The organism is Rhizobium sp. LEGMi-198b, from assembly GCF_054114205.1.
The window spans coordinates 533623-547200 of sequence record NZ_JBSYVH010000001.1 but is presented as its reverse complement, the minus strand read 5'-3'; the positions used below and the strand labels follow the sequence as shown (position 1 = coordinate 547200).

Here is a 13578-nt window from a genome sequence, read left to right as displayed (position 1 = left end):
TACCTCCAGTTAGGGAGGAAGGCGAGACGCCCAGGATTCTCGAATCCTGGGCGCCATTTTTTTGCCTGACGGCTTAGAATTCCTGATAGTCCGTCACTTCGACCCGGACGACGCGTCCGTCTTCGTCGAAGGTGATCGTCTCTTCGCCCTCGCGGATCAGCGGCTTACCGGTCTTGCTGTTCGTTGCCCGGACGGACCAGACACTCCGGCCGGAAAGCGGCGTCAGCGTTTCCACCAATGAATTGACTGCGGTTTGATCCGGATAGGTATCGAAATAGCCGCGGAAGGCCTCCATGATTGCCTCGCGACCTGCGAGGCTGCCGACGCCGTTCGAGACATAGGTGGCGTTCTCCGCGAAGAAATCCTCGATTGCTTCGAAATCGAGCCTGTTGATCGCGTCATGAAAGAGGGTGATGCGTTCTGCCGGATCGAAAATCATGGGCTCAAACCTGGATGCCGTAGGCGGCGAGATCGCTGCGCAGCTTCTCGGCGCCGGTGAAATGGACTGCATTCCAACCCGCAGCCTTTGCACCTTCGACGTTGGCAAGCGAATCGTCGATGAAGATGGTCGAGGCCGGATCGAGCTCGAAACTCTTCACATGCGCCTCATAGATAGCAACGTCCGGCTTGATCAGGCCGATGTCGCCGGACACGGTGACGCCGCGCGGCTTGGAGAGGAAATCGAAGCGCGTCTGCGCTTCACGAAACGTATCGGAGGCAAAGTTGGTCAGCATGGTGACGTCACGGCCCTCGGCAATCAGCTTCTCCATGATGGCGACGCTATCGTCATAGGCATGCGGCACCATATCGTGCCAATATTTGCGGAAGGCACGGATCTGTTCCTCGCGCTCGGGATGGTCGGCGATCAGCAGCGCTTCGGCTTCTTCCCACGTCCGGCCGCGATCCTGCTCGATGTTCCATTCATTTGTGCAGACATTGGCGAAGAACCAGGTTCGCTCTGCTTCATCGGGGATGAGGCGGCCATAAGGAATGCTCGGATCATAGTGAAGAAGCACTTTGCCGATGTCGAAGACAATGTGCCGGATTTCCGTCGTCATGAATTATGTCCTGCCTTTTCGAATGTCTTGGTCTTTGTGAATGCGCGTGGAATAGCCTGAATGATCGCTTTTTTCATGACGGTGGGCAGCGCCTGGGCTTCAAGATTTGTAACCGGCTCCCACCATCCGTCATTGTGGGTAGTGTTCGATGCCACTTGAGCGCGATAGATCGATAGCCGCAGTTCGAAGTGAGTAAAGACATGCGTCACGCTCCCCGCCGCCTGCCAGTCGGCCGGGAAGGGGGCGGCCGCAGCACTGGTCTCGCCGTCAAGCCGTGCTGTCCAGCCGGTGGTCGGCACTTCGGTCATGCCGCCGAGCAGGCCGCTGGCGATGCGCCGGCGCAGGTAAATTTCACCATCATCATTCACCGCCACAAAAGCGGCACCCTGGCGCATCGGCTTTTCCTTCTTTGCCGCTTTGACCGGAAAATGTTCGGGATCGTGCAGCCGCAATGCCTCGCAGGCATTGTTGAAGGGACAGAGCGAACAGGCCGGCCGTTTCGGCGTGCAGATCGTCGCCCCTAGATCCATCATCGCCTGCGCGAAATCGCCGGGACGATCGGCTGGCGTCAGCAATGCCACCTTCTGCTTCATCAATGGTTTCGCGGCCGGCAATGGCGTGGCGATGGCATATAGCCTGGAGATAACCCGCTCGACATTGCCGTCCATGACAGCCGCCTGCCGGTTGAATGCAATGGCCGCGACCGCCGCTGCGGTATAGTCGCCGATTCCGGGCAAGGCCCGCAGCCCGTCCTCGGTGTCGGGAAACCGACCGTCATGTTCCGCCGCCACAGCCTCCGCGCATTTCTTCAGGTTGCGGGCGCGGGCGTAATAGCCGAGCCCGGCCCAGGCGGCCATGACATCGTCGGTGGGCGCCGCCGCAAGATCATGAACCGTCGGCCAGCGCTCCAGGAATTTGGCGAAATAGGCTTTGACCGCCGGCACGGTGGTCTGCTGCAACATTACCTCGGAGAGCCAGATATGATAGGGATCGGGCCGGATGCCGCGCGCTGCCATCGGCGGCGAGACGCGCCAGGGCAGGTCGCGGTGATGGCGGTCGTACCAGGCAAGCAGAGATGCAGCCATCGGGGATTCTATTATTGTCGTCATGATTTGCCGCATCGAGGGGAAGTGCTTTATACTTGGCCAAGCCGCGCCCGACGATCAAGGTCTTGTACGCGCAAACAAGGTTCCAGGTCCCGTTATCTCATGAGTTATCCCCGAAAAGGCGAAAAGCAGATTTCCGAGCTGACCAACGGCATCATCGATCCCGTCTTGGCGAAGCGTGCGGGAATCAATACTGCGCTGCTTGGCTCCTGGGACGAGATCGCAGGCGAGGATTTTGCCGAATGCACGCGGCCGGAAAAGATTGCCTGGGCCAAACGCGGCGGTTCGGGCGAGGACGGCGGTTACCAGCCCGGCGTGCTGACCGTCGCCTGCGAGGGCGCCCGCGCCCTGTTCCTGACCCATGCGCAGGGCGAACTGATCCAGCGCATCAACGGCTTCTTCGGCTTCCATGCCGTCAGCCAGATCCGCATCGTCCAAAAGCCTGTTTCCATCACTTCAAAACGCTCCCGCACTCCCCCGCCGCTAAAGGGCGAGGCGGCGCGAAAGCTGGAAGACATGATGGACGGTATCGAGGACGACAAACTACGTGCGGCAATTCAGAGATTGGGCACCGCGATGGTTTGGAAGCGGGGTAAAAGATAGCTCTATTTTGGGAGATAAGATGATGTTGGCCCTGCGGCTTCCGCCGGAAATTGAAGCAAGGCTCGATGCGCTTGCCAAGCGCACCGGGCGCAGCAAAAGCTTTTATGCTCGTGAGGCAATCCTCGAGCACCTGGACGATCTTGAGGATATCTATCTTGCGGAGAAACGCCTGGAAGAGTTTCGCCGGGGCGAGAGCGATACTGTTTCTTTGGCTGAGTTAATGGCGCGCTATGGCGTGGACGATTGAGTTTCAGCGATCTGCGGAGCGCGAACTCGAAAAGCTCGGACATGAGACTTCGCGACGCATTCTTAAATTTCTCCATGAGCGTGTTTCCAAGCTGGACAATCCGCGCTCCATCGGCGAGGCCTTGAAAGGTTCTGATCTTGGTGACTTTGGAAATATTGGGTCGGAGACTGCCGGGTAATCGCGCACATCGAAGATAGCGCTATACGAATTCTGATTGTTCGAATCGGAAATCGCCGTGAGATTTATCGAAGATAGTGCCGCATAGTGCCTCATCTTCACGGCCGTCTGCCCATCCCTGCGAATTCTGACGATAATTTAACCTGTTTGTCTTCGGTAGGTCACAATTCTTTGAAGAAAGTTGGTCAACCGTGCCTTGTTCGCAGCAACTAGCCGTTATATCGCAGTGAACCATTCAAAGACCTCTTAAACGACGGGTGACTATATGCCGATGTCCGACATGCTCTTGACCAAACGCCACCTGCTGGGCGGCACCGCCGTTGCGGCCCTCTCTATGGCGTTCGCTGCCTTTGCCGACACCGCATCCGCCGCAAACGCCACCACGGTCGGTGGTGCGCAGGAGACCACCAATACCGCTGCCTCGCCGGAGGATGAAGTCCCGTCGTCGGAAGGCAATGTCGACATGAACGAGGTGCTGAAGCCCGGCCCCCTGCCGGAAATCGCGCTCGGCAAAGAAGACGCTCCGGTCAAGATCGTCGAATACATGTCGCTGACCTGCCCACACTGCGCGCATTTCGCCGTTACCACCTTCGACGCGATCAAACAGAAATACGTCGATACCGGCAAGGTTCGCTTCATCATCCGCGAATTCCCCTTCGATCCGCGCGCTGCCGCCGCCTTCATGCTGGCCCGTTGCGCGCCGCAGGAACAGTACTTGCCGATGGTCGATATGCTGTTCAAACAGCAAATCGCCTGGGCTTCACCGGATGTCGATGGCCGTGCCGCGCTGCTGCAAATGTCGAAACTTGCCGGTTTTACTGAGGATAGCTTTACGAAATGCTTGACGAACCAGAAGCTTCTGGATGATGTCAACTCAGTTAGGGAACGCGCAGCCAAAGACTTCGGCGTCAATGCTACGCCGACCTTCTTGATCAACGGCAAGCGTTATGCAGGGGACATGTCGGTTGGTGCCATGTCGAAGCTCATCGATAGCCTTCTCTGATCCGTGCCTTTTCGAAACGGCGGGCGGTGGGGAAACCCGCGCGCCCGTTTTTTTGTGCCTCACTTCTGATGGGGTTTCTTCCTTCCCCCGCTGTCGCGGAGAGGGGGAGTGGCGCTTATGAAGTTCAACAGGCTTCGTCTCGTCGGTTTCAAATCCTTCGTGGAGCCGGCGGAATTTGTCATCGAGCGCGGCTTGACCGGCGTCGTCGGCCCGAACGGTTGCGGCAAGTCCAACCTGGTCGAAGCGCTGCGCTGGGTGATGGGCGAGAACTCCTACAAGAACATGCGCGCTTCCGGCATGGACGACGTCATTTTCTCCGGTTCCGGCAATCGTCCCGCGCGCAATACCGCGGAAGTCGGCCTCTATCTCGACAATAGCGACCGCACGGCGCCGGCCGCCTTTAACGACAGCGACGAAATCCAGGTCACCCGCCGCATCGAGCGCGAGCAGGGCTCGCTTTATCGCATCAACGGCAAGGAAGCCCGTGCCAAGGATGTACAACTGCTATTCGCCGATGCCTCGACCGGCGCGCGTTCGCCGTCGATGGTTGGGCAGGGGCGCATTGGCGAGTTGATCCAGGCCAAGCCACAGGCCCGGCGCCAGCTTCTTGAAGAGGCCGCCGGCATTTCCGGCCTGCATTCGCGCCGGCATGAGGCGGAGCTGCGTCTGCGCGCCGCCGAAGGCAACCTCGAGCGTCTCGACGACGTGACCTCGCAGCTTGAAAGCCAGATCGAAAGCCTGAAGCGCCAGGCGCGTCAGGCCAACCGGTTCAAGATGTTGTCCGCCGACATCCGCGCCCGCGAGGCGATGCTCCTGCATATTCATTGGGTGCAGGCGAAGGAGGCGGAAGCGGAGGCCGACAACGCGCTCAAGCAGGCAACCGTTGTGGTCGCTGAAAAGGCGCAGATACAGATGGAGGCGGCGAAGACGCAGGGCATTGCCAGCTTCAAGCTGCCGGACCTGCGCGAAGAAGAGGCGAAGGCCGCCGCCGCATTGCAGCGTCTGCAAATTGCTCGCACCCAGCTTGAAGAGGATGCCAATCGCATTCTGCGGCGTCGAGACGAGCTGACCCGGCGGTTGGCGCAACTGGCCGAAGACATCAGCCGTGAAGAGCGCCTCGTTGCCGATAATGCCCAAATCCTGGCAAAGCTCGATGCGGAGGAGGCCGATATTGCCGATATTCTCGCCGATTCCGGCCGGCTTGCCGAGGAAACGCGCGAGGCTTTCGAGGAGGCTGCCGCGAAGCTAGCCGATAGCGAGCGTATCTTTACCGCGCTGACTGCCGAGCGCGCCGAGGCCGCCGCCGCCCGCAATCAGCTCGAGCGCGCCATCCGCGATCTTGCCGACCGGAAGATGCGGCTGGAACGGCAGATGGATGAGGCCAACGGGGAGCTCGCTGCGATCGATGAAAAGATAGCCGCCCTGCCGGATCCTGGCGAAAAGCGCGACGTGGTCGAGGCCGCTGAAAATGTCGTCGCCGATACTGAGGTGGCGATCCAGTTCGTTGAGGCGGCCCTCTCCAAAGCTCGCGAGACGGAGGCTTTATCGCGCGCGCCGGTCGATGAAGCCCGTTCGCGGCTGAATGCCTTGGAAACGGAAGCGCGCACGATCTCCAATATGCTCGCGGCGGGAGCCACCTCGGGCGCATTTGCACCCGTTGCGGAAGAGCTGCGCGTCGACCGTGGCTTCGAGACCGCGCTCGGCGCAGCTCTTGGCGACGATCTGGAATCGCCGCTGGATCCGCAAGCGCCCGCCCACTGGTCCGACAATGGCAGCGGCGCGGCCGATCCTGCCCTGCCGGACGATGTCGTGCCACTGATTTCGTATGTGGGCGCACCGGCGGCATTGACGCGACGCTTGCGCCAGATCGGCCTTGTCACTGCCGCAGACGCTATGCGCCTCATGCCGGCATTGAAGCCAGGCCAGCGGCTGGTGACGAAGGACGGCGCCGTATTTCGTTGGGACGGGCATGTGACCGGGGCAGACGCTCCCAGCGCGGCGGCTCTGCGGCTGGCACAGAAGAATCGTCTTGCGGAGCTTGAGGCCGAAGCCGAGGTGGCGCGCGATATCCTGGCTGAGGCTGAAGAGCGTTTGGCGATTGCCGGCGACGCGATCCGGGCCGAGGAATCCCGTCTTGTCGTTGCGCGTGATACCAGCCGGCTCGCTGCCCGCCACCTTGCGGAAGCTCGCGAAGCATTGGCGATGGCCGAGCGCGCCTCCGGCGATCTGATCCGCCGTCGCGATGTCATCACGGAAGCTGCCAGCCATCTGCAGGCGCAGATGGAAGAGGTGGCGGTGCAAGATGAAAATGCCCGTATCGAACTAGAGGATGCGCCCGATCTGGCGGACATCGACTTGAAGCTGCGCGACCAGCAGGCGGAGGTCGCCACGGATCGCGGCGCGCTTGCCGAAGCGCGTGCCCGTTACGAAGGGCTGAATCGGGAAAATGAGGCCCGGCAGCGCCGCATCCTGGCGATTCGCCAGGAGCGTGACGGTTGGCGCCAGCGCGCCGCCAGCGCCGAAGAGCATATCCAGACCCTGCGCGACCGTGAGGAAGAGGCGCGCGATGAGGCCGCCGAGCTGGACCTTGCCCCGGATGAATTTGATGACAAGCGCCGCGCGCTGATGAATGAATTGCAGAAAGCGGAGGAGGCGCGCCGCACCGCGGCCGACCGCCTGGTCGAGGCGGAAATCGTTCAGCGCGAGGCCGATCGTCAGGCCGCCACGGCACTGTCGGAATTGGCGGAAAGCCGTGAAAAGCGTGGCCGTATCGAGGAGCGCCTGGTTTCCGCCCGCGAGCGCCGCCAGGAAAGCGAGTTGCGCATCCGCCAGACGCTGAATGTCGAACTGCATGAGGTGCTGCGGCTTGCCGGCCTGTCGGCGGGGCAGAATATTCCCGATTTGCGCGAGGTCGAGCGCGAGCTGGAGCGGCTTAAGATCGAGCGCGAGCGCCTTGGTGCCGTCAACCTGCGCGCCGAGGAGGAAAGCAGGGAACTGACAGAACGGCTGCGGGCCTTGATCAAGGAGCGTGATGATGTCATCGACGCCATCCGCAAGCTGCGCGGTGCGATCCAGAGCCTCAACCGCGAAGGCCGCGAGCGGCTGATCGCTGCTTTCGACGTTGTCAATGTGCAGTTCCAGCGGCTGTTTACCCATCTCTTCGGCGGCGGCACGGCCGAGTTGCAACTGATCGAATCCGACGATCCGCTGGAGGCGGGCCTCGAAATTCTCGCTCGTCCGCCGGGTAAGAAGCCGCAGACCATGACGCTGCTTTCCGGCGGCGAGCAGGCGCTGACGGCGATGGCGCTGATCTTTGCCGTCTTTCTCACCAATCCGGCCCCTATCTGCGTGCTGGACGAGGTGGACGCGCCGCTCGACGACCACAATGTCGAGCGCTATTGCAATCTCATGGACGAGATGGCGGCCTCGACCGAGACGCGTTTTGTGGTCATCACCCACAATCCCATCACCATGGCTCGCATGGACCGCCTCTTCGGCGTGACCATGGCCGAACAGGGTGTCTCACAGCTTGTGTCCGTCGACCTGCAGACCGCGGAGCAACTGCGGGAAATAGCTTGAGGCGCCTCTTTCCGATTGGAAAAAGGAAAAGCTATTCCCATATCGACAAGAAATTGCCGCCTCGGCTGCCGCACAGCCAAAAAGCGTGTTAGATTTGTTCTCGATCAATAATACGTGGCGCTAATCCGCCCGGAAGGGAAGTATGTCTGGATTTGATGGCGGTATTTTCGATTTCCTCGGAATACTCGCCGTATTGCTGCTCGTCGCTGCGAATGGTTTCTTCGTTGCGGCCGAATTTTCGCTTGTCTCCGTTCGGCGCAGTCGCGTGGCCGAACTAGTTTCCGAGGGGCGGATGAACGCGACCGCCTTGCAAAGGGCAGTCGACAATCTCGACGCCAATCTCGCGGCCACTCAGCTCGGCATCACCATATCTTCGCTTGCTCTCGGCTGGGTGGGTGAACCGGCGCTTGCCCATCTCCTGGAGCCGCTTCTCGATTTTCTGCCCGGCTCCTGGGCTGCTGCCGGATCGCATGCCGTGGCTGTCGTGATTTCCTTCATCATCATTACGGCCCTGCACATCGTCCTTGGCGAACTTGCGCCGAAGAGCCTGGCATTGCAGCGCAGCGAAGGCACCGCCCTCGGTGTCGTGCGACCGCTGGGCCTGTTCCTGTTTCTGCTACGCCCGGCGATTTTGGTGTTGAACGGTCTCGGCAACATGGTTTTGCGCCTCTTTGGCCTGCGACCGGGCGCCGGTGAAGGCTCGCTGCATTCGCCTGCGGAAATCAAAATGCTGGTCGCCGAAAGCCAGGAAGCAGGCCTGTTGGAACAGGCGCAGCAGGAATTGGTCGAACGCGTCTTCAACATCGGCGACCGCGATGTCTCCGATATCATGACGCCGAGGCTGGAGGTCGATTGGATCGATGCCGAGGACTCGCCAGAGGAGATGCTGAAGGCTATTCGCGAAAGCCGTTTCGACCAACTTCTCGTCGGTCGCGGGACGATCGACGAACCGATCGGTATGATCCTGAAGAAGGATCTTCTCGACCAGCTCCTCAATGGCCAATCGCTCGATCCGATAGCGGTTATGCGGCAGCCTCTTATCGTTCATGAAGCGACGGCCGTTTTCAAGGTGCTCGAGAGCTTCAAACGCGCCCCTGTCCGTCTTGCCATGGTCATCGATGAATATGGTAGCCTGGAGGGCATCGTCACACAGACCGACCTGCTGGAGGCCATCGCCGGCGACTTGCCGGATATGGAGAACGAAGGACCGGATATCGTCGAGCGGGCCGACGGCTCCTTGCTGATCGAAGGCATGATGCCGGCCTATGACGCTTTCCAGCGGCTCGGCCTGCGCGAGCGTTCCGAAGACAATTTCCACACCTTCGCGGGCTTCGCGCTCTACCAGCTCGGTCATATTCCGGAGGTCGGCGAGAGCTTTACATTCGATGGCTGGCTCTTCGAAATCGTCGATTTGGACGGTATGCGGATCGACAAGATTCTGGCGCGGCGGGAGGTGTGAGCCTAGTCGCCGGTTGGCGGTCTTTAGGTTGCGGTCGATGGCGGATCATTTGGCTTGCCTTTGAATGGTGCCACCTTGATGTCTCCCTCGCGCTTGCGGGCTTGAGCAATGTCGTAGCTATTCTGCATCCGCATCAGCGTATCCATAGACACGCCAAATGCCTTCTCGATTCTGAGAGCCATTTCTGGCGATAGGTGGGCTCGTTCATTGAGAAGCGCGGACAAGGCCGGGCGCGTAACGCCTAGCGCCTTGGCTGCATCGGTGACGGAAAGCTCAAGAGCTTCAATGATTTCGCTTTTGACGAACCCGCCCGGATGGGCTGGGTTTTTCATACGGATGCCCCGTAAAGCGTTCATGGCCATCTCCTAGTGATAATCTTCATAATCGAGGTCGATGATCTCAATTTCTGTCCGGTCTATCCGAAACGTCAGTCGCCAGTTTTTCGTGACAAAGAGGCTCCAAGTGCCTTTGCGGTCGCCGGTGAGTAGATGGGCTTTCCAACTCGGCACCGTCCGCAATTCCTCCTCTTGTTCCATATCCTGGAGGAAGGAAATAATTCGCCGTAGTTTTGGCACGAAGGCCGGCTGCAAGCCGGAGGCATCATCCTCTTCGATGAACCTGCGTCCCCTTATGAATCACGTTTCTGATCTTCATGATTTTAACTAGTTGGGCATGCGTCATGCGTCAAGTGACGCTTTACACGCCTGCTATAGTGGACACGATTTTTAACACTGCGATTTTATATTTATTGTGCAGCGCAACATTTCGCCGCATTTGTCGATTTTCATTTCCACCTCAATGAATTAAGTTCAACCTTAGGAGTTGGACGGGGGAAAATGACGAAGTGGGTTTATACATTCGGCGACGGGAAGGCCGAGGGGCGCGCCAAGGACTATGAGCGGCTCGGGGGGAAGGGCGCCAATCTTGCCGAAATGTGCAGCCTTGGCCTGCCGGTTCCCCCCGGCTTGACGATCATCAGCGAAGTCTGCGCTTTCTATTACAAAAACGGCCGCAACGTTCCGGAAGACCTGAAGCTGCAGGTGATGCAGGGGCTGAAGCAGATGGAGGCGATCACCGGGCGCAAGTTCGGCGATACCGTTCGCCCGCTGCTCGTTTCCGTGCGCTCCGGCGGTCGCGCCTCCATGCCTGGCATGATGGATACCGTCCTCAATCTCGGCCTCAACGACGACACGGTGCAGGCGCTCGGCCATGATGCCGGCGACGCCCGCTTCGCCTGGGACAGCTATCGGCGCTTCATCCAGATGTATGCCGATGTCGTCATGGGTCTCGACAACGAGATTTTCGAGGAAATCCTGGAGGATGAGAAGGCTCGCCTCGGCCATGAGTTCGATACCGATCTTTCTGCCGTAGAGTGGCAGCATGTTGTCTCGCTTTATAAGGCCGTCATAGAAGAGGAACTGGACGAGGCTTTCCCGCAGGAGCCCGAGGTGCAGCTCTGGGGTGCCGTCGGCGCGGTGTTTTCCAGTTGGATGAACCCGCGTGCGATCACCTATCGTCATTTGCATAATATCCCCGAAGCTTGGGGCACGGCGGTCAATATCCAGGCCATGGTCTTCGGCAATCTCGGCAATTCCTCCGCCACTGGTGTTGCCTTCACCCGCAATCCCTCGACGGGTGAAAAGGAGCTCTACGGCGAATTCCTGGTCAATGCGCAGGGCGAGGATGTCGTTGCCGGTATTCGCACCCCGCAGAGCATCACCGAGGCGGCCCGTATCGCCTCCGGCTACGACCGGCCGTCGATGGAAAAGCTGATGCCGGAAGCCTTTGCCGAATTCCGTCGCATCTGCGCCGAGCTCGAAGCGCATTACCGTGACATGCAGGATCTGGAATTCACCATTGAGCGCGGCAAGCTCTGGATGCTGCAGACCCGCGCCGGCAAGCGCACCACCAAGGCGGCAATGAAGGTCGCTGTCGATATGGTCGACGAAGGTCTGATCACCGAAGATGAGGCCGTTTCGCGCATCGAGCCCTCGACCCTTGATCAGCTCCTTCACCCAACGATCGATCCGCGCGTGCATCGGGAGATCATCGGCTCCGGCTTGCCGGCTTCGCCGGGGGCCGCGACCGGCGAGGTCGTCTTCACCGCCGAGGAGGCGATCGTCGCCGAAGAAGAGGGCCGCAAGGTCATTCTCGTGCGCATCGAGACGAGCCCGGAGGATATTCATGGCATGCATGCCGCCGAGGGGATTCTCACCACGCGCGGCGGCATGACCAGCCACGCGGCGGTGGTTGCACGCGGCATGGGCATTCCCTGCGTGGTCGGCGCCGGCACCATGCGCATCGACATGCGCAACGAAAAGCTGATCGGCATCGGTGTAACCCTGAAAAAGGGTGACATTGTCACCATCGATGGTTCCACCGGTCAGGTGCTGAGGGGCGAGGTGGCGATGATCCAGCCGGAACTATCAGGCGATTTCGGGCGCATCATGGACTGGGCGGACCGCTCGCGCCGCATGACGGTGCGCACGAATGCGGACACACCGGCAGATGCCCGCGCCGCCCGTTCCTTCGGTGCCGAAGGCATCGGCCTTTGCCGCACCGAGCATATGTTCTTCGAAGGCGACCGCATTCATGTCATGCGCGAGATGATCCTCGCGGAAGGCGAGGAGGGCCGCCGCGCCGCGCTCGCCAAGCTCTTGCCGATGCAGCGGCTCGATTTCACCGGCATGTTCACCATCATGCACGGCCTGCCGGTGACCATCCGCCTGCTGGACCCGCCATTGCACGAGTTCCTGCCGAAGACGGACGAGGAGATCGCGGAGGTCGCCGGCATCATGGGCATGGAGCCGGCCATATTGCGCCAGCGGGTCGATGCGCTGCATGAGTTCAATCCGATGCTTGGCCATCGCGGTTGCCGTCTGGCGATTTCCTATCCTGAAATCGTCGAGATGCAGGCCCGCGCCATCTTCGAGGCAGCGGTCTCCGCGGCAAAGGAGACAGGTGCCGCGGTCGTACCGGAGATCATGGTGCCGCTGGTCGGCCTGCGCTCGGAGCTCGATTACGTCAAGGCACGTATCGAAGAGGTGGCCCGCGCAGTCATGACGGAAGCCAAGATGAAGATCGATTATCTCGTCGGCACGATGATCGAGCTGCCGCGCGCTGCCCTTCGCGCGCACATCATCGCGGAAGCGGCCGAGTTCTTCTCCTTCGGCACCAACGACCTGACGCAGACCACCTTCGGCATGTCGCGCGACGATGCCGCCGCCTTCATCCCCACCTATCAGCGCAAGGGGATCATAGAGCATGATCCCTTCATCTCGCTCGATTTCGACGGCGTGGGAGAACTGATCCGCATCGCTGCCGAGCGCGGCCGTCGTACGCGCAACGATATGAAGCTCGGCATCTGCGGCGAACATGGCGGCGATCCGGCTTCGATCCACTTTTGTGAGGAAATCGGGCTGGATTACGTGTCCTGCTCGCCCTTCCGCGTGCCGATCGCAAGGCTTGCGGCGGCGCAGGCGGCCATCAGAGGCAAGGCTTGAGCTTTCGTCACGGGAGAGGCGAAACGATCAATGCCAACGGCGATGATAGTATCCCGGTCCGACCACGATGGACGGCCCCCAGAAGAAATCATCATTGCTTTCCATGAAAGCACGCTGATCCGCGCGCCGGCTCAGATCCTGATTCATCAGGCAATTGGCGAAATTCTCGGTGCCGCGGCGGAAGCCGTAGCTGCTGCATCTCGCTTCATCGGCCGCGCGAATCTCCTCTGCCGTCTGACAGGCCGACAGCACCGTAGCGATGACGATGAGGGAAAGTGCGGGAAAAATACGCATGACTCGATATCCTCGGCACAAATATGCACGCGGGAACTATAGTCTCCCTCAGTGGGGTGCGAAAGTCGTATTGCTGCCCGCTCATCACGAACGGTTGAATGGCATGCCAGGGTGTGAGTCGTTCAAGCGTCGTCACGCGGCCTTTGCGGCAGGCGTTGCAGCAGATCGACGAAGGCATCGGCGAAGCGGAGCAGGGGTTCGGTTTCCTCATCCGGCTGCAGCAGGCGGATTTCCGCATCGTCTTCGTCGAGCACTGCGAAGATGACGCGCATGGCCTCGCTATCCTCGGGAATCCGCAGGACCGCAATCCGGCGGCAATCCGATATCAATCCCGTGGCGGGGAGATCGAAGAGGAATTCGCCATGTGCAGCCCGGGCCGCATCGCGCACGGCTTCGCAAAAGGCCGCTTCGCCACCGGAAAAACCTTCGAGCGATAATTCCAGCTCCACAAGTTCGAGCGGCAGGGTAGGATCGGCAGCATTGGCGACCGTGCCGGCCGCCGCAGGCAACGGCTTGGCGGCGATGTCCGGCGATTGCATCGTTTCCATC

General features: G+C 60.3%; 14 protein-coding genes. 7 read left to right on the top strand and 7 right to left on the bottom strand.

Annotated elements, in window-relative coordinates; all coding sequences use genetic code 11:
- Positions 1 to 73 precede the first annotated feature (73 nt).
- The 3 genes from ACXHXG_RS02655 to mutY are packed head-to-tail and all read right to left on the bottom strand — an operon-like array spanning position 74 to position 2167.
- Positions 74 to 439 (bottom strand): nuclear transport factor 2 family protein, encoded by a 366-nt coding sequence (locus tag ACXHXG_RS02655; protein WP_285167965.1) that lies wholly within the window; start codon positions 437 to 439, stop codon positions 74 to 76.
- Between the two features lie 4 nt (positions 440 to 443).
- Positions 444 to 1058 (bottom strand): HAD family hydrolase, encoded by a 615-nt coding sequence (locus ACXHXG_RS02650; RefSeq protein WP_285167966.1) that lies wholly within the window; start codon positions 1056 to 1058, stop codon positions 444 to 446.
- Positions 1055 to 2167 carry an A/G-specific adenine glycosylase gene (gene mutY / locus ACXHXG_RS02645; RefSeq protein WP_457898421.1) on the bottom strand — a complete coding sequence of 371 codons (1113 nt, stop codon included), beginning with the start codon at positions 2165 to 2167 and terminating at the stop codon, positions 1055 to 1057. Before mutY ends, ACXHXG_RS02650 begins: the two co-directional genes overlap by 4 nt.
- A gap of 99 nt (positions 2168 to 2266) precedes the next feature.
- On the opposite strand from mutY, the gene ACXHXG_RS02640 reads away from it, so the two are divergent.
- From ACXHXG_RS02640 to ACXHXG_RS02615, 6 genes are all read left to right on the top strand, one after another.
- Positions 2267 to 2767: a DUF721 domain-containing protein gene (locus tag ACXHXG_RS02640; protein WP_457898420.1), complete on the top strand. Its 501-nt coding sequence runs from the start codon at positions 2267 to 2269 to the stop codon at positions 2765 to 2767.
- 22 nt (positions 2768 to 2789) lie between these two features.
- Entirely contained in the window at positions 2790 to 3014 is a 225-nt protein-coding gene (gene relB, locus ACXHXG_RS02635) for a type II toxin-antitoxin system RelB family antitoxin (protein WP_104825010.1), read from the top strand.
- Positions 2998 to 3192 (top strand): type II toxin-antitoxin system RelE family toxin, encoded by a 195-nt coding sequence (locus tag ACXHXG_RS02630; RefSeq protein WP_457898419.1) that lies wholly within the window; start codon positions 2998 to 3000, stop codon positions 3190 to 3192. The genes relB and ACXHXG_RS02630 overlap by 17 nt, the downstream gene beginning before the upstream one ends.
- Positions 3193 to 3456: 264 nt before the next feature.
- Positions 3457 to 4194: a DsbA family protein gene (locus ACXHXG_RS02625; RefSeq protein WP_104822271.1), complete on the top strand. Its 738-nt coding sequence runs from the start codon at positions 3457 to 3459 to the stop codon at positions 4192 to 4194.
- Between the two features lie 117 nt (positions 4195 to 4311).
- Positions 4312 to 7773, top strand: coding sequence for a chromosome segregation SMC family protein (locus tag ACXHXG_RS02620; RefSeq protein ID WP_457898813.1), 3462 nt, complete (start codon positions 4312 to 4314; stop codon positions 7771 to 7773).
- A gap of 142 nt (positions 7774 to 7915) precedes the next feature.
- Complete coding sequence (locus ACXHXG_RS02615; RefSeq protein ID WP_104822273.1) at positions 7916 to 9232, top strand: hemolysin family protein; 1317 nt, start codon at positions 7916 to 7918, stop codon at positions 9230 to 9232.
- A gap of 23 nt (positions 9233 to 9255) precedes the next feature.
- Here ACXHXG_RS02615 and ACXHXG_RS02610 read toward each other — a convergent pair whose 3' ends face one another.
- Positions 9256 to 9588 carry a HigA family addiction module antitoxin gene (locus tag ACXHXG_RS02610; RefSeq protein ID WP_457898418.1) on the bottom strand — a complete coding sequence of 111 codons (333 nt, stop codon included), beginning with the start codon at positions 9586 to 9588 and terminating at the stop codon, positions 9256 to 9258.
- Positions 9589 to 9597: 9 nt separating this feature from the next.
- Positions 9598 to 9822: a type II toxin-antitoxin system RelE/ParE family toxin gene (locus tag ACXHXG_RS02605; protein WP_285167972.1), complete on the bottom strand. Its 225-nt coding sequence runs from the start codon at positions 9820 to 9822 to the stop codon at positions 9598 to 9600.
- Between the two features lie 246 nt (positions 9823 to 10068).
- Here ACXHXG_RS02605 and ppdK point away from each other — a divergent pair, with 246 nt between their 5' ends.
- Complete coding sequence (gene ppdK, locus ACXHXG_RS02600; protein ID WP_457898417.1) at positions 10069 to 12735, top strand: pyruvate, phosphate dikinase; 2667 nt, start codon at positions 10069 to 10071, stop codon at positions 12733 to 12735.
- A 27-nt stretch (positions 12736 to 12762) separates the two neighbouring features.
- Here the strand turns inward: ppdK and ACXHXG_RS02595 are convergent, their stop codons facing one another.
- Entirely contained in the window at positions 12763 to 13029 is a 267-nt protein-coding gene (locus ACXHXG_RS02595; protein ID WP_104822276.1) for a hypothetical protein, read from the bottom strand.
- A 122-nt stretch (positions 13030 to 13151) separates the two neighbouring features.
- Positions 13152 to 13568 carry a hypothetical protein gene (locus ACXHXG_RS02590; RefSeq protein ID WP_199773523.1) on the bottom strand — a complete coding sequence of 139 codons (417 nt, stop codon included), beginning with the start codon at positions 13566 to 13568 and terminating at the stop codon, positions 13152 to 13154.
- Positions 13569 to 13578: the final 10 nt, after the last annotated feature.

Bases quoted from the DNA above. Each gene is read 5' to 3' on its own strand.
- ACXHXG_RS02655 (WP_285167965.1), bottom strand. From the start codon at position 439: ATGATTTTCGATCCGGCAGAACGCATCACCCTCTTTCATGACGCGATC.
- ACXHXG_RS02650 (WP_285167966.1), bottom strand. From the start codon at position 1,058: ATGACGACGGAAATCCGGCACATTGTCTTCGACATCGGCAAAGTGCTT.
- mutY (WP_457898421.1), bottom strand. From the start codon at position 2,167: ATGACGACAATAATAGAATCCCCGATGGCTGCATCTCTGCTTGCCTGG.
- ACXHXG_RS02640 (WP_457898420.1), top strand. From the start codon at position 2,267: ATGAGTTATCCCCGAAAAGGCGAAAAGCAGATTTCCGAGCTGACCAAC.
- relB (WP_104825010.1), top strand. From the start codon at position 2,790: ATGTTGGCCCTGCGGCTTCCGCCGGAAATTGAAGCAAGGCTCGATGCG.
- ACXHXG_RS02630 (WP_457898419.1), top strand. From the start codon at position 2,998: ATGGCGTGGACGATTGAGTTTCAGCGATCTGCGGAGCGCGAACTCGAA.
- ACXHXG_RS02625 (WP_104822271.1), top strand. From the start codon at position 3,457: ATGCCGATGTCCGACATGCTCTTGACCAAACGCCACCTGCTGGGCGGC.
- ACXHXG_RS02620 (WP_457898813.1), top strand. From the start codon at position 4,312: ATGAAGTTCAACAGGCTTCGTCTCGTCGGTTTCAAATCCTTCGTGGAG.
- ACXHXG_RS02615 (WP_104822273.1), top strand. From the start codon at position 7,916: ATGTCTGGATTTGATGGCGGTATTTTCGATTTCCTCGGAATACTCGCC.
- ACXHXG_RS02610 (WP_457898418.1), bottom strand. From the start codon at position 9,588: ATGAACGCTTTACGGGGCATCCGTATGAAAAACCCAGCCCATCCGGGC.
- ppdK (WP_457898417.1), top strand. From the start codon at position 10,069: ATGACGAAGTGGGTTTATACATTCGGCGACGGGAAGGCCGAGGGGCGC.
- ACXHXG_RS02595 (WP_104822276.1), bottom strand. From the start codon at position 13,029: ATGCGTATTTTTCCCGCACTTTCCCTCATCGTCATCGCTACGGTGCTG.
- ACXHXG_RS02590 (WP_199773523.1), bottom strand. From the start codon at position 13,568: ATGCAATCGCCGGACATCGCCGCCAAGCCGTTGCCTGCGGCGGCCGGC.